Below are 21,503 nucleotides of genomic sequence, written 5' to 3'. Positions count from 1 at the left end.
ACATGAACATTTGCACAGAAAAAAGGCTCTGCAATGCAGAGCCTTTCATGATTTGTCGATTAAACCGACATCATGCCTTCTGTGACGCAATCCAACGATTAATTTTTTGCTCCATCACAGCCATAGGCAATGAGCCGGAAGTGAGGATTTGGTCGTGGAATGCCTTAATGTCGAACTTATCGCCCAACTCAGCTTCTGCATGAGCTCTCAGCTCAAGAATCTTCAGCTGGCCGACCTTATAAGACAGCGCCTGGCCTGGAATAGCCATATAACGCTCTACTTCGGCAACTATGTCGGACTCTGCCATTGGCGAATTGTCCTTCATATACTGTATCGCCTGTTCACGGGTCCAGCCTTTGGCGTGCAGGCCGGTATCCACCACCAGGCGCATGGCACGCAACATCTCATCTGACAACTTGCCAAAGTACTGGTAAGGGTCTTCAAACAAACCCATTTCCATGCCCAGATATTCCGCATACAGACCCCATCCCTCTTCGAACGCGGTGTAGCCGCTGAAACGCTGGAATTCAGGCACACCGGTCAGTTCTTGCTTAATGGCAATCTGGAAATGGTGACCAGGAGCCGCCTCATGCAAGGACAATGTGGTCATACCCCACTTGGGCTGAGCCTTAAGGTTAAAGGTGTTGATATAGAAGATACCGGGGCGGCTGCCATCTACCGCCGGAGACTGGTATGAAGCGCCTGCCGCGCTGCGCTCACGGAATGCTTCTACCGGCTTAACCACATAATCGGCTTTCGGCATCACATTAAAATATTCAGGCAGTACCACATTGATTTTATCTTTCAATGCCATATAGCCATCAACCAGATCCTGACGTTCAGTAAAGAAGTACTTATCCTCACTGGAAAGTGAAGCGAAAAATTCGCTCAGGTCGCCCTGGAAACCCACCTTCTGGCGCACCTTGTCCATCTCATCGAGAATCCTGCCAACCTCGTTCAAACCAACCTGATGAATATCATCGACCGGCATGGAAGTCGTGGTATGACGATTAGCAAGATGTTGATACCACAGCTTGCCGTTGGGAAGATCCCACCAGCCATCAGTGCCACGGGACTTGGGTAGATAAACCTCAGCAAAGTACTGTCGCAAGCCGCTGAGCGCCGGCAGCAAGCGCTCACCTATCATGGCCTTGTACTCAGCCGTCAGCTGAGCTTTTTGTTCGTCACTGAAACTATCTGGCATCTTGGCGATAGGGCTATAAAAGATACTGTCTTCCGGTGCCTTACCCTGTTGCGCATCCAACTGAGGCAAAATACGCTCGACCAGCACACGTGGCAGCACCACATTGCTTTCAATACCATCGTTCATACGGGACTTAGCCATATCAATCCAGCTGATAAAGCCGTTCACCCGGCTTTCCCAGTTGCGATAATCCTCAACAGTATTGAATGGCTGTGCACTCTCACCGGTTCCCAGTTGGATCATGGTGATGACCACACTGTAAAACTGATTCATGGGAATAAAGCGCTCTGGGAAGGTTTCTGCCACCAGTTCCAGATTGCGGTCATATTCAAACAGGTCATAGCTGAGCTGTAGCGAAGCTGGCAATGCCTCTCTGTCTATCTGCTTAAGCTTCTCCAGATAGCCCTTGTTAAAATCATGACGCTGTTTCAGATACTCATCAGTCAGGTAATCACCAAACTGGTCGTTGTAATCTGACACTCCCACATAAGTAGCCATAATGGGGTTAAGCGCCAGGTAATCTTTAAAATACTGATCAACCAATGCTTGATAAACCTGCTCAGCAGTTTGAACGGACTGCTCAGCCTGACTGGAAGCCGTCTCCTGAGATGGCTGTGATGGTGTTTGTGACTCTGGTTGACCACAGGCAGTCAGCGCCAATGCCACAGCAACGGATAATACCGACTTCATCCCCACGATTGTTTTATTCATTGTTATTTTTCCTTTTTTGCCGGATATCTATCTATACTTTCTGTATCAGGTCAGAGGGAGGCGCCCGATGATATTTTCGTTTCGTAATTCTGGATTCAGAGACCCGGAAACCGGTGTCTACAATCAAACCTATTTCCTTGAGGTGTTCAACCGTGAATGGCACAGACACCTGAGAGAGAAAGAGCAGTTAACACTGGTGTTTCTGCGTCCGCACCTCCATGAGACCTATCACCACCCGGGATTGCTCGAATCGCTCACCAACAATATTGAAAAGTGCCTCCTCAGGGCGACTGATATGATAGCCAGGCTGGATGACGATCTGTTTGCCATTGGCCTGTTCAATATCAGCGATCACGGTATCGAAATTGTCGTAGAACGTATAGAACAATGTATGGACACATTTGTCCAGGAATATGAGAGAGATCACAGCTTTAGCCTGGGATACAAGATAGCAGCAATCGGCTGTCGACCCACCCGGGAAAAGTCCCTTGAAGCCCTGTTTGAGAAGGTTGACCAACTCAGTGATGAGCTTGAACATAACGCCAATCAGCACCTGCTGAGTTCAATGTAAACCGGGCTTACGGCAGAAACAAAAAAGGCCACCTGGGGTGGCCTTTTTTCATGCTTTGCTATCACAGCGTAATGTTGTTGATACGTGCTTTCTCTTTGAGATAGCTAATGTAACTCTTGGCATTACGCGCTGTCTTGCTGTCGTTGGCTGCACGCTTCATGTAGGTGTGCGCAGACTTGTACTGCTTCAGGCCGATGTAAGCCAGACCAAGTTCGAAGTCGACTTCGCCCTTGTTCTTCACGCCCGCATCCAATGCCTTCTTCAGTGCAGCAATCGCTGGTCTGAAATCCTGCTCCAGCGCCAACAAACGGCCTTGCTTGAGATACATATCGCCATCGTTGTCAAAGTCAGCCGCTTCGCCATACAGGTTGGCGGCAGTCTTCATCTCTTTAGCCTGATGGAAGAAACGAGCCAGCTGTTCAACGTTGGCTTTATTCTTCTCAATCTGACCAGACTTCATGTGCTTCTCAAAGATCTTAGCCGCCTGGTATGGAGTACCCTGCTGAGCCATCAACTGAGGCAAACGCTTGAGGTTTGCTTCAGTAGTCAAAGCTTGCATCTTGTACGCCAGATCATAAGTCACCATAGCGTTCTTATAATCTTCCACCAGCAGATAGAACTGAGCCAGCTGTACCCAAAGTGTCTTGTCCGCAGGGAACAGTTTCACCATGGTTTCCAGCACGCCAATAGCGTTCTTGTACTGCTTCTTGTTGAAGTATGCAGTCAACTTCAACTGATACAGGCCTTTATCAGGCTTGTCAGAGTACTCAATCGCTTTGTCGGCTGTTTTCAGCGAGTCATCCCACTCTTTCAGCTGGCTGTGAGATACAGAAATTCTGCGGTAAACCTGGGCATCTTCAGTTTTACAGGTGAATTCCATCCACTTGTAATAGTAGCCAACGGCTTCCTTGAACTGCTTCTCACCAACCAAAATATCTGCATACAGGCGCATGGTTTGGCCATGGTCGCCGCCACCCAGTACGTTGGCGTCAACAGCCTGTTTCAGATATTTCAGCGAGGTATCCATCTGGCCTTTCTCGGCGTAGAAGTTACCCAGCATACGAGCGATATAAGCCTTGTCAAACTTATCCTTTGGGTTAGCTTCCAGAAGAATCGCAATCGCTTCGTCCAGATTACCTTCCTGATAAGCCTGGAAAGATCTTTGTACCTTCTTGGCACTGGACTGACCCACTGCCTGAGATTTACGCTTGTCGATTGGACAGTCACCTTTAGCTGCCAGGGCAGCCGGTGACGCTACAAGAGCGCCACCTGACAAGGAGAGCAACATCGCAGCGGCAAGTTTGTTTACTTTACGCATTCACAATCTCCTTAGTCTTTATTGAGTTTAAAGTCCAACTGGACAGTCATGCCAGGCTGTTTGATAGCTTTACCATCAACAATCTTTGGCTTGTACTTCCACTTTTTCAGTGCGCGCTTCGCCTCACGGTCGAAGATACGCTTTGGCTCAGCCTTGATGACCTTAATATCTTCCACACCACCAATTTCGTTAATGGTAAAGCTCAGCTGTACCCAGCCTTCCTTGCCATCACGTGCCGCAGCCACAGGGTATTGAGGCTCGATACGTACGATAGGTGTTGCATCACCATCACGGGTCATCATGTTACCCAGCTTAAACCCGGTGTTTGCTGACCCTGCATCCACTGCACCCATATTAAACGACATAGAGGTGTCAATGTCGGATGAAGCATCCGGTGGAGTCGTATCAGGCTTTGGCGGTTGCTCCGGTGGTGGTGGTGGCTTAGGTGCTACCCTCGGTTTCTTCTGCGCCGTTGCATCCTGTTTATCCATGGTTATCTGAATAACAGGGCTTTCTTCTCCGACTTCGGCGCGCTTGGCGCCTCCGCCGATCAAGAATGCCATAAATACAAACAGAGCAAATGTGATAGCAGCACCAATGAGTATTGATACTATTGCTCTAATCATATTATTCGTTCCCCGCTGATACCGATATCTTGCTAATGCCGGCAGCTTTCACCTGATCCATGATCTTAATCACCAGACCGTGCTGAGCTTCTTTATCCGCCTGGATAAGAACCGCAGCTTCAGGTGCTTCGGCCAACATACGCTCTACGTTAGCAGTTACACGCTCAACATCAACCTGACGGTTTTCCATCATGATGATGCCGGTCTTGCTCACACCGATAAAGATGTTCGCTGATGGCTTCTTGGTTGCAGTGTTGGCTTCAGGCTTGTTGTAATCCAAACCTGATGGCTTCACAAAAGATGTCGTTACGATGAAGAAGATCAACATGATGAACACGATGTCGAGCATCGGCGTCATATCGATTTGCGCTTCTTCATCCATCGTTGAGTGCTTTTTACGTGCCATATTTATTCTCTCTCTAATGATGCGGCATGCTGTCTTTCAGCTTCTCAAGACTGATCTTCATCTTGGCGTCCAGACGGGCACTGAAAAATACCCCTGAGAGCGCCGCGACCATCCCAGCCATAGTAGGCATAGTGGCCATCGAAATACCAGCCGCCATCATACGAGCGTTACTCGTACCATGAACCGCCATTACATCGAACACGCTAATCATACCGGTTACTGTTCCCAGCAGACCTATCATAGGACAGATGGCAACCAGAGTTTTAATGAGCAGCATGCGTGCAGTTAAGTCTTGCTTCGCTTGGGATACCCAAGCTTCACGGATGCGGTGTGCATACCAGGAGGTGCTATCCTCTCTGGATTCCCATGCAGCGATAATTGCCTTGTGCTGTTTTGGCGTGACAAAGGTCAGATACCAAAAACGCTCCAGCATTAACACCCACATTAAGAACAGCACTGCCGCAACCAGCCAGAGGACGTCGCCTCCGGAGGCCATGAAGCCCCTGACGGAATCCCAAATGTCCATCAGGAATAGCATCATTAGTCAGCCCTCTTCTCAGCGTGCTCAGCAACAATACCTGCGCTCTGCTCTTCCAGAATCTGTACAACAGACTTGGAGCGTGCCACTACGATAGCGTGCAGCAACATCAGAGGCAGTGCAGCAATCAGACCCTGTACGGTAGTTACCAGAGCCATGGAGATACCGCCAGCCATCAGCTTAGGATCACCGGTACCGAACAGCTGGATGCTCTGGAAGGTTGCAATCATACCGGTTACGGTACCCAGCAGACCCATCATAGGAGCGATAGCCGCAAACACTTTGATGATAGAGATACGAGTTTCCAGCGCTGGAGTTTCTTTCAGGATGGCTTCATCCAGTTTCAGTTCCAGAGTTTCAACATCAACGTCTTTGTTGTCCTGGTAAACTTTCAGGATACGACCCAGTGGGTTGTTACCTGGGTTGTCCAGATTCTTACGCTGTGCTTTAACTTTGCCAGAGATGATAGACAGAGTGATCAGACGCTCAAGCGCAATCAGTGCACCCAGAGCCAACAGACCAATAATGATGTAACCAATTGGACCACCCGCTTCGATACGGTCTTCGATAGACGCTTTCTGGGTGAAGATGTTCAGCAGAACACCACCAGTGGTATCGATGTACAGGTTTTCTGCACCGGTAGAAGCAGATTCAAATGGAGCAACAGTGCTGACTACGTAGCCGTCAGGCTGCTGAGACAGTTCCTGAATCAGGCCCAGGTCAGAGTTAAATACAACATATTCGCCGTCAGCCAGCAGGTTAAACGCACCCACACGGGTAATGGTGGTGTCGCGAACGTTACCATCGATACCAGTTACCTGGCCCTGGAACTTCACAACTTTACCGCTTTCAACCATTTCCAGCAGCTGCTCTTCCCAGAACTTTTCCAGCTCTTCGATCTTAGGCAGTTGCTTACGGGCACCCAGTTCAGCGATGAAGGTATCACGGTCTGGATACTGAGCAGAGATGTTGGAGCCAACCAGCTTACCAGCGAAATCACCGGCTTCACCTTTAACAACACCGAACATTTCACCCAGGTCACCCTGTGCAGTTTTCAGGTCTTCTTCCAACTGAGCAATCTTACGCTCGTTGTCCAGGAAGGCCTGGTTCAGGTCAACACCGCGCTGGCGTTCTGCAGCCAGAGCGTCTTTTTCACGCTTCAGCAGAGCAGCCTTGTCACCGCGCTCAGCACGGAACTCAGCTTCACGCTTGGCATTGTCTTTAGACTGAGAAGCACGGTCAGATTGAACCTGCTGCAGCAGCTGTTCAATAGACTGTGGTGCGTCAGCAGCGATTGCGCTACCAGAGGTCAGTGCGAAAGTCGCTGCTACGATGGCAGTAGAAATAAACTTCTTCATTATTGTGCAGCCTCCGCAGCTGGGATTGGTAAGGAGAAGAGATCTGGTGCAGCCTGTTTACGGGCAATGCGGATACCTTTAGTCAGTTCACGCAGGTACGCCTGATCCAGTGGCTCCCAGGATTTGGTTTCAGCGTCGTACATCCACGCAGACCTTTGATCCAGGCTCTGTGCGTATACAGCAACACGACCCAGGTTCAGGAAATCAACCAGTACTTCTTTACCATCGATGTTCAGCTTACCTGTCTCAATGCCCAGGAAGCGACCATACTCACGCTCGATGTTGTATGCGTCCAGAATAAGACGATACTTCTCGGCCAGAGTAACTTCAGCAGTGTTCAGCAGGCTTTTCAGGTTCTCAACACGCTCTTGACGAGTCTCAGTGTTGAAAGGCAGATCCAGAGCCACGAATTGATCCAGTGCATCTACCATTTTAAACATCAGAGGCACAACGCCCTGACGCAGACGATCAACACCGTTGATGTCGTCTTGAATAGACTTCATTGTGGCTTCCTGGTCAGCAACCAGGCCTGCCAGATAATCGTTATAGGCTTTCAGGGACTCACGCTCATCAGCAACTGAACTGTATTCGAACAGCATGTCCTGAGCCTGGTCAAAATACTTATCGACCTTCTTTTGAGATGACGCAGCTGCAGCATGAATTTTGCTGTCGGCCTTTTGCACGTCGGTAAGAGGGTCTGCAACGACTAAGTTGCTGCTGGCAAGCGCCAGAGCACCAACCAGTGCAGTAGCGATTTTTGTTCTATTACTTACCTTGGACATAGTTCCCAACCAATTTGATGTGAATTAAAAAGGTTAAACTCATAGGTCATGTGCAATTTGGCAAACAATGCCACTGCTAACCACGCCAGTGAGTATGTCTTTATATTGTGATTGTTTGTTTTTTGTTTCCTATCCCATGCCCTGCCGGGCATAGACCCGGTGGCATCATTTCACAAAATGTTGACCTGTGTCAACAATGCGGCAGCAGTAAAACTGCGGTAAAAATGCCTTTGAAGCGGGATCTTCACAAAACGATGTTTTTTTGAACTTAACGGTTTTCAAAGCAAATAATTTCGAAAGTCGGAATACTTAATTTAAAATCAAAAAGACATTGTTTTATAAGCAATTAATATTTTCACCGCAACACTTAAACTGAGCGAAAATTACTTTTACCACTCTAACAATCGTTCTAATTTACGAACATCAAAACATCAAAAACCAATCACTTTTACATCAGTTGCTGTGATTACACTGATATACCAGGTTGCGTATTTGAAAAGAACATCCAGTGCCCGCTGATTTTTCTCCCTGGGTTTTGTTAAATCAGCAAAATCAGGGGTTGTTAATTTTTGGATATGCAATTGAGTTTATTAATCCTGCAAACAATCAAATTAACCAGAGTTATTGTAAATCATTATCATTTCCGAATCAGTGATAAGGCGCACAGCTCAAGCTCTTGTTCATAACGAAGAAAAGTGCTTGTTCGATTAGAACAAGAGATGAGGGTAGAACTCGGCCATCGGCGGAAAGGTGTAATGCAGGAGTAAGCTCAGACGCTCGCATATTTGCTGCTTTACAACTGGCTATCAAGTCCGATTACCCGGGGGCTGCGTTGTAATGCGGCAAATTGGAAAGAAGCACAACAGGGATGACTGGCCGGGGCAAGTGAAGCCAATACCAGCCCTTGTTGGTGATGCACTTTAGATAGAGGCACCTTTAACCAGGCTAAATGACACAAAAAGGGTGCCTACTCTTGAGGCACCCTTTTCAAAGAACCAGACATCACCCGCCATGGTGAACAAGGACCAAACTAGGCAAACAGCTGATCGGCAACAAACGGATTAGAGCGACGCTCCTCTCCAAAAGTAGAGTTGGGGCCATGGCCGGGAATAAATGCGACCTGCTCACCCAATGGCCACAACTTCCCGGTGATTGACTGCAGCAATTGCCCGTGATTGGAGCCCGGAAAGTCAGTACGGCCAATAGAACCACGGAAAAGAACATCCCCCACCATTGCCATTGACGAGTCAGCATGATGAAAAACCACATGTCCAGGTGTGTGCCCCGGACAATGCAGTGTGTTGAGCGTTAGCTCACCCAGCTCAATCCTGTCACCATCTTCAAGGTAGGTATCTGGCTCAAAGCTGCCACAGGGAGGAAAGCCGAATGTTTGGCTTTGGTGGGGTAACTGTTCAAACAGAAACTTGTCACCAATATGAGGGCCATACACCTTCACATCAAACTCTTCAGCCATTAACCCGGCTGCGCCAACATGATCTATATGGCCATGGGTCAGCAGGATCTTATCGAGCGTCACTCCCTGCTTTTCAATTTCAGCTTTGATTCGTTCCGGGTTGCCGCCCGGATCGACCACTGCGGCTTTATTGGTTTTTTCGCACCATATAAGGGTGCAGTTCTGCTGGAAAGGGGTGACTGGAATAATCAGGTATTTCATCAACTCATCACTCTTGAACGGCTATGGTCATCAGACTACGTCAGATCGCGCCTGTTTCGCCATATCAAATATCACAATCCTGATGATTAACGAGTCCATTCCGGCTTTTAGGCAGTTTTTTGGGGTTAAGCACCTAAAGTCAAAGGAAATTCGCTTAATCCCATATGCTTATCTACTCTTAAAGCATAACAAGGAATTGTGAATTTCGGACACTTTATGATTAGGGACAGCGCAAACTTTGCTGGTGTTGGCATGAACTGCCAACGCCATAGCCGTTCACAGACACGGCAGACACCGCCTATCCAGGTCTCTCCCCAAGGCTCTGATGGGATGTTCCAATCATGAAAATCTCCCACAGACTCCTGATTTTGGTCGTGCTCAGTCTGGTAATGACTCAGTTGCTGCTCTATTCCCTGACGCGGCAAAAGGAGATTCAGGTCCACAGCCAAACTCAGTTTGAACACGTAGCCAAAATTGAACAACAACTTGAGTTGGTCCGCAGTCGTCTGTGGCAAATGAGTATACATGCAGACCAGAAGTCGATTGCTGCCATCCGCATCGAACAACAAACCCTTACTTCACTGCTGAGCAACACCCAGATAGACGTACCAGAGCAAGAGCTGTTGGTTAACACCATGATTTCAATCAATGAGGGGATTGGCAGCCTGCTTAATCTTTCGGAACAAGCCCTCTCCTCTACTCAGTTGCTACAGCTGTCGCCGGATGGAATGTTGATGGCACGATACGGGTTGGCGTTCCAGTCGATGACAGAAGCGATTTTTCAGTATCAGAGATCTGTCATTATCTTTTCCGCAGCTCAACAGCAAACCTACTTATATATAAATGGTGCTGCCATGTTGCTGTTCACTCTGACCTTGGTTGCGGTAGCAACACGCACATACAGCCAGTTCAGCCAAAACCTCACCCAGCTCAATAAAGGAATAGCAGCGCTCGCCAAAGGTGATATGAAAAGCCAGATACACCTTCCCCATAATGATGAACTGGCCAGGCTCGGGAGAGAGTTCAACCAGATGAAGGCAAGCCTTGAGCAAACAACGATACAAAAGGATGAATTGTCAAACGAGGTCGCCAAGCAAACTCAACAGCTGCAAAGACAACAGGAAAAGCTCAGATACCTCGCAGACCACGACGATTTGACAGGCCTTTTCAGTCGCAGTGCATTCAACAACCTGCTTGAAGTATGTTTACTCAGGTGCCAAAGGTATGGCGATAAAGCTGGCCTGCTGTTTGTGGATTTGGATAAGTTCAAGCCCGTCAACGACACCTATGGACACGCCGCCGGCGATACGGCTTTAGTTGAGATTAGCGATAGAATGAAGGAGTTGCTACGCAAGTCAGACGTTATTGCCAGATTCGGCGGCGATGAGTTTGTCATTTTGGTCGAGCCGGTAAGACATCATGATGAACTGATGAATCTGGCGAATAAACTACAGACAAGCTTGAGTCATCCGATTCACTATCAGGGGGTAACACTGGAGTTGGGGGTCAGTGTCGGCATCAGTGTATACCCCCATGATGGAGTGACTGCGCAAGAGCTGATCCTGAATGCTGACGACGCCATGTATAAGGCTAAGAAGTCAGGTGGAAAGGCCTGTTTCTTTGCCAGCGCCATCAGCTAATACCTTTTCCTGAAAAGGCTTACAGGGTGAACTTGTAGTAAAGCTGCACCCTGAGATCATCTACGCGAAAGCCCTGGTCAAACTCGGCGATGGCGTAACGCACCTTGGCTGATGCCCCTTGCAGCCAATGGCTTAGTTCATAACCCAGCATCATATCCAGCTCGTAAAAATCCTCGGTTTGCTCATCGATAGACCGATAGCTGGCGTACAGAGCACTGGCACTCAACCCCTGCAGCCCAAACCGGGTCAAATCATAAGCCAGCTTAACCCCATAGGCATTATCATTGCCCCTTCCTGTGCCATATACCTGCTGCTGAATCACATTGCTATCCCCCCAGGGAGTAAACATGGCATCTTCACCGGTATGGGCATAAATAAGTGCGGTATTAAGCCCCTGACGTTCAAACCCCAGGTGGGCGCCGTACTGATAGGTATCCAGCACCTCCTCGCCCAGGGTATGGGATGACTGCTGACGTAGCCAGGACGGCGAAAAATAGCCTTTCGTGTCACCGAACGATTTGGTCAGGGTGAGTTTGCCATAGTACTGACTCAGCACGTCCGGCATATGATAAACCCAGGCGTCAACTTTGGCCTGAATAGCGCGGCTCATTGATGGGCCTGACTCATAGCTGGCCCCGAAAGCGTACACAGGATTATCCGCGACTGTAATCTCCACGCCCCGTTTTGCCAGTTCCTCCTCGACAGCCTGGGAGACAGGAATAAACGTATTACGGGTAAAATCGATAGAATCAGTCACATAATGAGCCTGCAGCTTAATACCATCTAAGCTCTGGTTTTCGACAAAGGCGCCACGGAAACTGCGGGGCAAGGCGCGAATTTCATGGGTATTCATCATGGGCGAACTAAGCTGGTGCGCTCCTACCGTCAGTGCAGTATCCCAGCGCTCCGCGCGCACAAAGTATTCCTGAGCACGGTTGACGGCTTTGCGCTCGCCATTTTTATTGTCACTATCATTACCAACAAGCCCGTAAATCTCGCCACCATGCCAGTTGAGTGGATTGGCGGAAGCAAAGGTGCCACCGAAGGAGAGTCCCTGCCACTGACCACTGCGATAACCAAACAGGCCACCTAGACTGGTATCGTGCCAATGAGGCTTACCATCATTGAACTCACGGGTGAAATCAAACAGACGTAACTCACCAAAGAAGCGCTCCTGCCCGGTCAAACCCTGTTCGGCATTGGGCCTGGCCTGCGCATTGAGGGAACAGGAGGCGGCCAGCAGTGCCAGCCACAAGCTGTGTTTTTCCATGCTTTCATTCCATTGTTGTGGGTATTTTCGAATGAAAAAAAAGCCGCAGGTGTCTGCGGCTTAATTGTCTTTCCCGAAGCGGGGAATTAGCGCTTCATATCCGGGTAAGTGAACTCGTGGCACTGGTTACAGTACACTTTGCTCTCTTTGTGCTCCATGTGACAGTAAGTACATGGCAGGTCAGTGCCATAGTGCAGGCTGTCGTGTGGATTAGGCTCAACTTTGATGTCGTGCGGATCGGCACGCTTGGTCATCTCTGCAACGTCAGCCGGGGTGCCATGGCAGGCCTCACAGGCAGTCGCATCCGGAATGGTTTTGCGCTTGGCATCGCCATGACAGGCGGCACACTCAACTTTGCCGTCATCGCCTGTCATCACTTCTTTGTGATAATCCTTCACACCGAAGGCGTTGGCAGCTGCCGGCGCCAGAGCCAGCATTAACATCAGAGCAGATAATTTCTTAAACATGTTGTTTCCTGCTGCGGGGCTTACCGGCCCCGCCTTTCTTATAATCAGTAGTTCTTGATAAATTCGCCGGCGGCTTTGATATCAGGCGTGTATGGACGGTCCTGCTCAACAAATGGCACCTGCTTTCGGAAAGCTTCATACATAGCTTTGGTGTCATCACCCAGCTTAAGTGAGGCATTGGCTTGCTTACGCAGGTCGATAGCCTGAGTCGAGTGCATCAGCTCCAGACCATAGATGGTGTTGGTGTTATCAACGATCTGGATCAGGTTCTCAGACGCCAGCTTCAGGTTGGTGAAGGTGTCTTCGATGTTACCCGCGATGGCAATACCGTCGAAAGATACCGGGCTGGCCAACATCTTGTTGCGTACTTGCATATCCACAAAGGCTTTCTGAATTGCACCGAACGCGTGACCATTGTTACCAGGGGCCGCCAGGAAGCGGGACAGCTTGGTAAAGTGGCTGTCAGACAGGTGAATGGTACGCTGCACCGCATTGTGAGAAACCTGAGTCAGAGCAATGTTCAGACCCTGCACTGCCAGTGCAACCGGCAGAGGTTCAAAGTTGGTGGTCGGGAATACACCGCCCTTGCCTTCTACCAGGTACTGAGACACCTGAGTGAACTGGCTGTAATCGTCAGACGCATCCAGTACTACAGCTGGGTTGTCATCTGAGTGGTTGATCTGAATGTCGATCATCTGACCCAGATCAACCAGGGCTTTCTCGGCACCAGCCAGGGTATAGCCAGTAGTGCGATAGCTCAGCGGATCCTGCAATGGACGGTCCTTGTTGGCATCCCACAGATAGCTGCCGGTCAGTACGTTACGGATATCACCAGCCACTTCACCAATGTATGGGAAAGGACGGATATCGTTGGTTTGTGGCAGGAATGGCGCCACGTTACCGTTCAGACCTTCCAGACTCAAACCAAACACAGTTGGCGATACCTCTACCAGCTGTTTGGCAGCGCGGTAACCTTCCATGGCGTAAGCCACAGCCACTGAGTTGTTGGACAGGATAGACAGGGCATCTTTACCGATAGGCCTCAGCGGCTCGATATCCGCCTTGTCCATCGCCCTGGCAGCGCTCATGCGCTTGCCCTTGTACATCACGTCCCACTCACCGATCATTGCCAGACCTACGTGAGAAGACAGCAGAATGTCTGCTTCGCCCACAGTGCCCTGAGAAGGAATGATTGGGGTCAGGCCTTCGTTCAGGTATGCCTGATAGATCTCAGCCACTACTGGCTGTACACCGGTTTGACCGGAGAGAATGGTGTTCAAGCGAACAGCCAGCGCCAGACGGGTCAGGCGAACCGGCATAGGCTCACCGACACCGGCGCTGTGAGCACGCAGGGTGCTGATGTTGAACTGGCTGGATGCTTCCATAACCGCCTTGCTCAGCTGACCATTAGCGTCGAACAGTTTGTGGTCCTTGTTCAGACCCACACCCACGGTCAGACCGTATACCGGTTTACCCTGACGGGCAGATTCCATCAGCAGGTCATAGGCCTTTTCCAGACGCACCAGAGCATCAGGGGCAATTTCCACTTCGGCGCCATCGGCGATAGCCCAGGCCTGCGCCTGAGTCATATCTTTACCGGTCAGCATTACCGCGTCTTTTGCCATTGCACTGCCGGAGATCATCGCCAGTGCCAGAGTTGCCAACATTGCTTTTGTATTCTTGTTCATCATTCTCTCCACTCCTCACTTCCCATTTTTAGTTGGGGGACGGATTTATCAGGATAATTGCAGGTTGATACCTTTCTCGGCAGCACAGATGCGACCGGCGTTGCGACCTGTCACCACTCCTTCTGCCACAGCGCACGCACCCAGACGGCTGGCACCGTGAATACCACCAGTCGCTTCACCGGCAGCAAACAGACCAGGAATTGGCTTATCAGTGATCAGGTGCAGCACTTCACTGCGGGTGTTTACGCGCACGCCACCCATGCAGTAATGAACTTTCGGCCACATACGAGCGGCATACCATGGGCCCTCTTCCAGCAGAATCGCTTCCTGCATTGGACGGCCGAACTCTTTGTCGTCACGGTTTTTCACCGCTTCGTTCCAGCGCGCAACCTGAGCTTTCAGCTTGTCAGCAGGCATACCGTAGATCTCAGCCAGCTCTTCCAGCGTGTCAGCTTTCTTGATCACGTTGTACTTCATACCCCAGGCCAGCGTCTGAGCCTTGGCTGCGCCTGCCGCGTTGGTAAAGCCAACCGGATACACAGGCTGATGCTTGTCATCACGACGGGTCATGATGGCATCTGCGCGAGCCTTACGGTCTGCCAGTTCGTTGAAGAAACGCTCGCCGGTACGCACATCGACTACGATGCCGTGTGGGTAGGTGGCGATAGTGGCGAACTGAGAGGCAGTACCGAAACCTTTTTCGTCAGGGGAAGACCAGGGACCCAACTGGATCTGGTCAAGGTGAATTGGGTTGGCACCGATCAGCATCATCTGCTTCAGGGCTTCAGAGGTAGCACCGGCATGGTTGGTAGAATCCAGCTCGCTGTTCAGTTCCGGCATCTGCATCATGCGGTATTTCACATCGTTACCGAAGCCACCGGTCGCCATGATTACACCCTTGCGTGCACCGAAGCGGCGGATTTTACCGGTTTTTTCTTTCGGGAAATAATAACCTTCGCGAACTTCGAGGCCGATCACACGACCCTTGTCATCCTGGATAAAGCTCTCCATGCGAACCTGGTTACGCATGTCTACACCCTGCTCGCGGGCAACTTTAATCATTGGACGAATAATGCCAGCACCGGAACTTTCTACAGTCTGCAGAACACGCTGAATAGAGTGACCACCAAAGTGCTGAACAAATGGCTTCCACTTAACGCCGTGACCAATTAGCCACTCACAGGATTCGGCGGTGCCATCACAGACCAGCTTGAGCATCTCAACGTCGTTCATACCACGACCAGCTTTCAGCATGTCGTCAACCATGACGTTAACATCGTCCTGAATACCGGCTTCTTTTTGCAGTGAACTGCCGGCTACCGCCATGGCGCCACCATTGATGGTGGAGTTACCACCAAATACCGGCATCTTGTCGATAACCATTACCCTGGCACCGCCTTCACGAGCCTGCAACGCAGCAGACATACCGGCAAAACCACTGCCCACTACGATAACGTCAACCACTTCGTCAAAAGATTCCGGCGTATTAGGTGCAGCAATTGCGGACCCTGTCACAGCCACACCCAAACCTGTGGCGGCCATCGCCATACCACCCTTCAAAATTGCGCGACGACTGTGATTAAGTTCTTGTTTTTCTGACATTTGGAACATTCCTTCAAGTTGGTTCCAGAGGAGATAATCTATGCCCAGATAGAGCATTTGGCGTGCCAACCACCTAAAAAGAGGTAAAGAAAAGGAATTTTTTGATGACGGGCACACAAGCGCGAAATACAACGAATTACAATCACGATATTTCGTGGTCAGCGTGATATATCAATGGAAAAAACCTGCTATTTCGAAGCGACTCAGCGACTTTGTGCCAGCCTGCAGCTGGAAAAATCGCTGGAGCACTATTTTCACTATATGAAGCAGAAGCTTCCCATTGATGGCATCTTTATGAATCTGTTCCAGCCGGAGCAGCAGCAAATCCAGTTTATTGCTCATGCCAACAATGACTCTGCCGAGGCACTGGATCAGTGCGTACCACTCACCGAAGAGATGTGTCGGGTGCTGAGTCAACCCGACAGACCGGTTATTCGCATCATCAACCATATTGAGACGGACGGGGTGACCTTCCATGTGGCACCGCGGGTATTTCCCGATATCCAGTCTCTTATATTGATGCGAATGATCTGCGACGACACTCATCTGGGCGTGGTTGGCTACTACAGCAGGACACCCAACAGTTTCCGCGCCATTCATGCAGATCTGATTGAGAGTCATATGCATCCTTTGGCGCTGATTACAGCTTTTAACCTGCAGGGCCGCAACCTGCTGGCGCAGAATCAACAATTGGCAGAGCAAAACGACACGCTTAAGCGTTCACTGGAAGTGAAAAACGGCGTTATCGGCGCTGATGCCGGCCTTAAGCGGGTAATGGAGCAGGTCCAGGCCATTGCTCATCTGGACACCAGCGTACTGATTTTGGGGGAAACAGGGGTAGGTAAAGAGGTGATAGCCAATGCCGTGCATGAGTACTCTACCCGTGCGGACAAACCTTTTATTAAGGTGAACTGCGGCGCCATCCCCGACTCATTGCTGGACTCTGAGCTGTTCGGTTATGAGAAAGGTGCCTTTACCGGCGCCGAGCAACGTAAGCAGGGTTATTTTGAGCAGGCCGATGGTGGCACCATCTTTCTGGATGAAATAGGTGAATTGCCATTAAGTGCTCAGGTGCGATTGTTGCGGGTATTGCAGAACTCCACTATTACCCGTGTGGGCGGCTATGAATCCATTGAGCTGAATATCCGGGTGATTGCCGCCACCCACAGGGAACTGCAGCATATGGTACAGGATGGCGAGTTTCGTCAGGATCTTTGGTATCGCCTGGCTATCTTCCCCATCCAAATACCGCCACTTAGGCAGCGCACTTCCGACATTCCGCTGCTGGCACAGTTTGCCGTGGAGAAAATGACCGCCAAGTTTAATCTGCCCAGGCTACCCCGCATCCCTTCAGAGCAATTGAGCCTGCTCAGTCGCTACCCCTGGCCGGGTAATGTGCGGGAGATGATGAACGTCATTGAACGAGCGGTGATCCAGCACCCTGAAGGCCCTTTGGATTTCAGCTTCTTGATGCCATCAGAGCCGGAAGTCGTCACCTGTGATAACCAGCAGGTCATTATCGACCCCAGCCGCGCCGGCGATAAACTGGTGCCATTAGAGATGATGATGCAGAAATATATCAGCCATGCCCTCAAGGTATGCGGCGGCAAAGTTTACGGCAGCGGCGGCGCAGCCGAAATGCTGGCTATCAACCCCAATACCCTGCGAAGCAAAATGAAGAAGCTGGGTATCCAGGCATAACCCATGTCAGCGTTCTAAAAACTTCTATACACCTGGCGACCAAGGGTCGACAGGTGTAACTTGTTTAAAGCCAATCAAAACGCTTTTTGTATATGAGGGGGATTTATGGAAATCAATCATCCGGAAAGACTGGAAGCGGCCATATTACTGGGCATAGTCAATGAAAAGCTGAGACTGAAGTGCCCGGACAGGCAGGCTCTCTACTATGAGATGGATATGCCAGTCGACCAACTGGACAGCAAGCTGGATGCACTTGGTTACCATTATGATGCTGCCAGTAACCAATATAAGCCTGTGTAACCCCGACTCACTTCCAATACCGAGCTATACAAAACACAGAAGATCGATGCAAAACACAAAAGGGCCTTGTCAGGCCCTTTTTGCTGTTCGCTGCGATTATGGTTACCTTTGGCGACGCCAGTGATTTTTCACCATAGCGCCCAGCAGCACTTTTGACGATACCAAACTGAAGTTCTGCATTTGCGGCACGGCGCCAAACAGCGAACTGCCGCCACCCAGCAATACCGGGATTTGGGTGATGATAAGTTCATACACCAAATCCTCGGCCATAAAGCTCTGTATGGTCTTGCCGCCATCTATGTACAGACGCTGATAGCCTTTATCATTCAGTGATTTCACCAATGATTCCAACGACGCCGCTTGTTGTGCTGTCACCAACTGCGCTTTATCCCTGTACGCTTCAGGTATTTCCTTCAGGCTGTTACTTAATACAAAAACCGGCTTGGGATAAGGCCAGGGCACATCGAAACTACAAACCGTTTCAAAGGTAGTTCGTCCCATCACCAGCGCATCTATACCGGAGATAAACTCAGCCCAGCCCAGCCCAAATCATCATGGTCCGGATTTGGGATAGCATGCAGCCAGTCCAGCCCGCCCTGACTATCAGCAATGTAACCATCCAGACTGGTGGCGATGTACACGATATTTGTCATAACAACCTCAATAAACTCACCGAGTCTTTTCATCCCTGCTTTGGATGAACAAAGGAGCAGGTAAAACCTTGAACAGGGACCTGTAACCCAATACAATTCTACACTGTAGAATTTGAAGTTTAAGAGACCTTGTTGATGTCAGTCAAGCTCAAAAAACGGGGACGTCCGGGGGCAGACAAAAGTCAGCTCAGTGCTGAGCTCATCCTGAACATGGCGCGTCAGCTGATGAGAGAAAACGGCAAAGTGCCCAGTATTCGCCAGTTAGCTAATGAGCTTGATATCGATGCTATGGCCATCTATCACTATTACGCCAACAAGGCTGCCCTGCTTGAGGCTCTGACGGTTTCATTGATTGAGGAAATTTATACCCCGTCAGGCACAGGAGATTGGCAAGCCGAGTTAAAGCAGTTGTGCCAAAGCTATCTGGCCCTGCTGAGTCGTCAGCAAGGCCTGCTGGAAACCATGCTGTCCATGACCAGCTACGGACCGGCACAGGTATTCAGTGACAAAGTCGGCATTGCACTTAAGCCATTAGCGCTGACTGACACCCAACTCATGCAGGTTATTGCCTTGCTGGCAGACTACCTTCACGGCGTCGCCATCGCCGCCCAATGTAATCCGGGCAATGATGAGGTCACCAACATCGATGGGCCTTATGCACTGATTTGTCTGGCAATTGAGGCTCATCGGCACTGAATCTGGCACTGACTGCACTCGTCAGTACCTGTGCCTGCAGGCTCCTTGTTTGGCAAGCACGCTACAGACAGGGGAAGAGTCATCAGCCAGCTTTGGCTCTGGGTTTGCGCGCACCGCTTTTGCTGCCTGCTGCACTTTTGGCAGCTGAAGACTTGGTGCCAGCAGAGCTGCCGGTACTTTTCTTCTTCCAGCCGCCACGTCCTTTGCCTTTACCTTTCCAGGCTGGCTTGGCCTGCACACCGGCCAGAGCATTGGGCGTGGTTTGCGCCGCGACCTCCAGCAGATGATGAATATTGGCCAGCAGTGGATCCATAAAACTTTGATAGCGCATGCTCTTTTGGCTGATAGCCTCCAGACTTTGCTCCCATAATGCTGTCATATCCGGTGTGGTCGCTGCCTCAGGCAAGCTGTTAATCAAACCTCTGCCAGCTGGCGTAGCCTGAATACTCTTGCCCTGACGCACTAAAAATCCGCGCTTAAACAAAAGCTCAATAATACCGGCCCGGGTGGCTTCGGTACCCAGACCGTCGGTGTCTTTCAGGGTCTTACGAATCGCATCATCTTTAACGTAGCGACCAATCCCAGTCATGGCACTGAGCAGGGTAGCATCGGTAAAGTGCTTTGGCGGCTGGGTCATTTTATCCAGCCGCTGACCGCGCTCGCAAAACAGCTCCTCACCCTTTTTCAGCACGGGCAGATGGCTTTGCAGCGGCTCCTCCTCTTTATCGTCCCCCTGAGATGCAACAGCATTACTCTCATTCGCTGATGCCTTGTTACTGGCAAACAGCTGCTTCCAGCCCGGCGAGCGGGTCACCTTGGCTTTGGCACTGAACAGGCCACCGGCTATGGTGATCTCCACTTTAGTGTCCTGATATAAGTGGTGAGGATAGAACTGGGCCAGATACTGACGGGCAATATGCTCATACAAACGGGCTTCATCCCGGCTGAGCTTAGACAGATCCGCGTTGCGATCTGTGGGCACAATCGCATGGTGAGCATCCACCTTACTGTCATTCCAGGCGGCTGACTTAATCGACAAGTCAGGTTTATCCGCCCCCTGAACCAGTCCAGGGGCATTATTCAGCACAGCATCCACCACCCCGGGAGCAAGCTTTAACTGCTCTTTGGGCAAATGGCGGGAGTCTGATCTGGGGTAAGTGATCAGCTTGTGTCTTTCATACAGGCTCTGACAGGTATCCAGCACTGCTTTGGCCGATAAGCCAAAACGCTTTGCGGCATCAATTTGCAGTGATGAGAGAGAGTAAAGCAAAGGTGGCGCCTGGCGCTTATCCTTCTGCTCAAGTGTTGTGATATGCCCGGGCTGACCCGTGATCCGCTCGACCACATTGTCAGCCAACCTTGGCGACAGCACCCGCCCCTCTTCATCCATAAATTTCTGGCAGGCTTCACTGGGTTGCCAACGGGCGGTAAAACGCTCTCCGGCCTGTGTCAGCAGGTGGGCATCCACCTGATAAAAAGGTTTGGGCTCAAAGGCTTCAATGGTTTCATCCCGGCGCACCACCAGCCCCAGCAGTGGAGTTTGCACCCGACCCACTGAAAGCACTCCCTGGTAGCCAACTTTGCGCCCCTGCAGGGTAAAAGCGCGGGTCATATTCATACCATAAAGCCAGTCGGCACGACTGCGGGCCAGGGCAGAGGTGGATAAGGGCACAAATTCGCGGTTGGAGCGTAATTGATTCAGTGCCCGCTTTACCGCCTGTGGGTTAAGGTCACTGATCAGAAGACGTTGAGTCTGACCCAATTTGGTCTGACTCACTTTAAGGTAAGAGAGTACCTCATCCACCAAGAGTTGCCCTTCCCTGTCGGGATCGCCGGCATGTACAAGACTGTCGGCCTGCTTCACCAATTTGCGCAGTACAGACAGCTGACTGCGACTGGAGGATTTCGGCATCAGTTGCCACTGCTCGGGTACAACAGGCAGGTCTTCCATTTTCCAGGATTTATACTTCTCGTCATAGGCATCCGGTGGTGCCTGCTCAAGCAGATGGCCAATACACCAGGACACCATATCGCCATTCCCCACCTCAATGTAGCCATCATGCTTTTTATGTGGCTTGGGCAGTACATCGGCAATGGCGCGCCCCAAACTGGGCTTTTCGGCGATATAAAGGATCATATGACGGGACAAGTAACCACTGGATAAGTTTACAGTACAATTTAACCAAGCAAACAGGCGCTGTAAACCCAAAGCAAGAAAACAGCCACTGATTGCTGTAAATACTACCTATCTAACAGTCTGTTAAACGCCGCGCTGCAAAAAGCCAGGGCATGACCCC

20 protein-coding genes are annotated in these 21,503 nt (G+C 50.4%); 5 read left to right on the top strand and 15 right to left on the bottom strand.

Annotated elements, in window-relative coordinates; translation table 11 throughout:
• Window positions 1-70: 70 nt before the first annotated feature.
• A complete protein-coding gene (locus tag ACFOE0_RS07145; RefSeq protein WP_380711664.1) occupies window positions 71-1,915 on the bottom strand; it encodes a DUF885 domain-containing protein in 1,845 nt (614 codons plus the stop codon).
• 67 nt (window positions 1,916-1,982) lie between these two features.
• Here ACFOE0_RS07145 and ACFOE0_RS07140 point away from each other — a divergent pair, with 67 nt between their 5' ends.
• Window positions 1,983-2,486 (top strand): diguanylate cyclase domain-containing protein, encoded by a 504-nt coding sequence (locus ACFOE0_RS07140; RefSeq protein ID WP_248934847.1) that lies wholly within the window; start codon window positions 1,983-1,985, stop codon window positions 2,484-2,486.
• Window positions 2,487-2,547: 61 nt separating this feature from the next.
• Here the strand turns inward: ACFOE0_RS07140 and ACFOE0_RS07135 are convergent, their stop codons facing one another.
• The 7 genes from ACFOE0_RS07135 to ACFOE0_RS07105 all read right to left on the bottom strand — a co-directional run bounded on the left by ACFOE0_RS07135 (window position 2,548) and on the right by ACFOE0_RS07105 (window position 9,189).
• Window positions 2,548-3,804, bottom strand: a complete 1,257-nt coding sequence (locus ACFOE0_RS07135; protein ID WP_248934848.1) for a hypothetical protein — start codon at window positions 3,802-3,804, stop codon at window positions 2,548-2,550.
• 11 nt (window positions 3,805-3,815) lie between these two features.
• Window positions 3,816-4,430, bottom strand: a complete 615-nt coding sequence (locus ACFOE0_RS07130; protein WP_248934849.1) for an energy transducer TonB — start codon at window positions 4,428-4,430, stop codon at window positions 3,816-3,818.
• Window position 4,431: 1 nt separating this feature from the next.
• Window positions 4,432-4,836, bottom strand: a complete 405-nt coding sequence (locus ACFOE0_RS07125) for an ExbD/TolR family protein (protein ID WP_115135562.1) — start codon at window positions 4,834-4,836, stop codon at window positions 4,432-4,434.
• Between the two features lie 13 nt (window positions 4,837-4,849).
• Window positions 4,850-5,377 (bottom strand): MotA/TolQ/ExbB proton channel family protein, encoded by a 528-nt coding sequence (locus ACFOE0_RS07120; RefSeq protein ID WP_115135563.1) that lies wholly within the window; start codon window positions 5,375-5,377, stop codon window positions 4,850-4,852.
• Window positions 5,377-6,732, bottom strand: a complete 1,356-nt coding sequence (locus tag ACFOE0_RS07115; RefSeq protein ID WP_115135564.1) for a MotA/TolQ/ExbB proton channel family protein — start codon at window positions 6,730-6,732, stop codon at window positions 5,377-5,379. The genes ACFOE0_RS07120 and ACFOE0_RS07115 overlap by 1 nt, the downstream gene beginning before the upstream one ends.
• On the bottom strand, window positions 6,732-7,514 hold the full coding sequence (locus tag ACFOE0_RS07110; RefSeq protein ID WP_248934850.1) for a DUF3450 domain-containing protein: 783 nt from the start codon (window positions 7,512-7,514) through the stop codon (window positions 6,732-6,734). The genes ACFOE0_RS07115 and ACFOE0_RS07110 overlap by 1 nt, the downstream gene beginning before the upstream one ends.
• 1,030 nt (window positions 7,515-8,544) lie before the next feature.
• Entirely contained in the window at window positions 8,545-9,189 is a 645-nt protein-coding gene (locus ACFOE0_RS07105; RefSeq protein WP_248934851.1) for an MBL fold metallo-hydrolase, read from the bottom strand.
• 341 nt (window positions 9,190-9,530) lie between these two features.
• On the opposite strand from ACFOE0_RS07105, the gene ACFOE0_RS07100 reads away from it, so the two are divergent.
• Complete coding sequence (locus tag ACFOE0_RS07100) at window positions 9,531-10,829, top strand: diguanylate cyclase (protein WP_248934852.1); 1,299 nt, start codon at window positions 9,531-9,533, stop codon at window positions 10,827-10,829.
• 19 nt (window positions 10,830-10,848) lie between these two features.
• Here the strand turns inward: ACFOE0_RS07100 and ACFOE0_RS07095 are convergent, their stop codons facing one another.
• The 4 genes from ACFOE0_RS07095 to ACFOE0_RS07080 all read right to left on the bottom strand — a co-directional run bounded on the left by ACFOE0_RS07095 (window position 10,849) and on the right by ACFOE0_RS07080 (window position 15,856).
• On the bottom strand, window positions 10,849-12,099 hold the full coding sequence (locus ACFOE0_RS07095; protein WP_248934853.1) for an OprD family outer membrane porin: 1,251 nt from the start codon (window positions 12,097-12,099) through the stop codon (window positions 10,849-10,851).
• Window positions 12,100-12,185: 86 nt separating this feature from the next.
• Entirely contained in the window at window positions 12,186-12,566 is a 381-nt protein-coding gene (locus ACFOE0_RS07090; protein WP_248934854.1) for a cytochrome c3 family protein, read from the bottom strand.
• 44 nt (window positions 12,567-12,610) lie between these two features.
• Window positions 12,611-14,254: an HAL/PAL/TAL family ammonia-lyase gene (locus ACFOE0_RS07085; RefSeq protein ID WP_248934855.1), complete on the bottom strand. Its 1,644-nt coding sequence runs from the start codon at window positions 14,252-14,254 to the stop codon at window positions 12,611-12,613.
• Window positions 14,255-14,302: 48 nt separating this feature from the next.
• Window positions 14,303-15,856, bottom strand: coding sequence for a flavocytochrome c (locus ACFOE0_RS07080; RefSeq protein WP_248934856.1), 1,554 nt, complete (start codon window positions 15,854-15,856; stop codon window positions 14,303-14,305).
• 174 nt (window positions 15,857-16,030) lie between these two features.
• On the opposite strand from ACFOE0_RS07080, the gene ACFOE0_RS07075 reads away from it, so the two are divergent.
• Window positions 16,031-17,557 (top strand): sigma-54 interaction domain-containing protein, encoded by a 1,527-nt coding sequence (locus tag ACFOE0_RS07075; protein WP_248934857.1) that lies wholly within the window; start codon window positions 16,031-16,033, stop codon window positions 17,555-17,557.
• A 105-nt stretch (window positions 17,558-17,662) separates the two neighbouring features.
• On the top strand, window positions 17,663-17,857 hold the full coding sequence (locus tag ACFOE0_RS07070; RefSeq protein ID WP_248934858.1) for a DUF4250 domain-containing protein: 195 nt from the start codon (window positions 17,663-17,665) through the stop codon (window positions 17,855-17,857).
• 102 nt (window positions 17,858-17,959) lie between these two features.
• Here the strand turns inward: ACFOE0_RS07070 and ACFOE0_RS07065 are convergent, their stop codons facing one another.
• Window positions 17,960-18,358, bottom strand: a complete 399-nt coding sequence (locus ACFOE0_RS07065; protein WP_248935522.1) for a dihydrofolate reductase family protein — start codon at window positions 18,356-18,358, stop codon at window positions 17,960-17,962.
• Window positions 18,359-18,369: 11 nt separating this feature from the next.
• On the bottom strand, window positions 18,370-18,510 hold the full coding sequence (locus ACFOE0_RS07060; RefSeq protein WP_248934859.1) for a hypothetical protein: 141 nt from the start codon (window positions 18,508-18,510) through the stop codon (window positions 18,370-18,372).
• Between the two features lie 135 nt (window positions 18,511-18,645).
• Between ACFOE0_RS07060 and ACFOE0_RS07055 the strand changes: the two genes are divergently transcribed.
• Complete coding sequence (locus ACFOE0_RS07055; protein ID WP_248934860.1) at window positions 18,646-19,206, top strand: TetR/AcrR family transcriptional regulator; 561 nt, start codon at window positions 18,646-18,648, stop codon at window positions 19,204-19,206.
• Window positions 19,207-19,288: 82 nt separating this feature from the next.
• On the opposite strand, the gene ACFOE0_RS07050 is transcribed toward ACFOE0_RS07055, so the two are convergent.
• Window positions 19,289-21,343, bottom strand: a complete 2,055-nt coding sequence (locus ACFOE0_RS07050) for a DNA topoisomerase III (protein ID WP_248935523.1) — start codon at window positions 21,341-21,343, stop codon at window positions 19,289-19,291.
• Window positions 21,344-21,503: the final 160 nt, after the last annotated feature.

This window comes from Shewanella submarina, from assembly GCF_042646185.1.
Lineage (GTDB): Bacteria > Pseudomonadota > Gammaproteobacteria > Enterobacterales > Shewanellaceae > Shewanella > Shewanella corallii.
The sequence above is the reverse complement of the archived record's forward strand: the minus strand, read 5'-3'. Positions and strand labels throughout refer to the sequence as shown.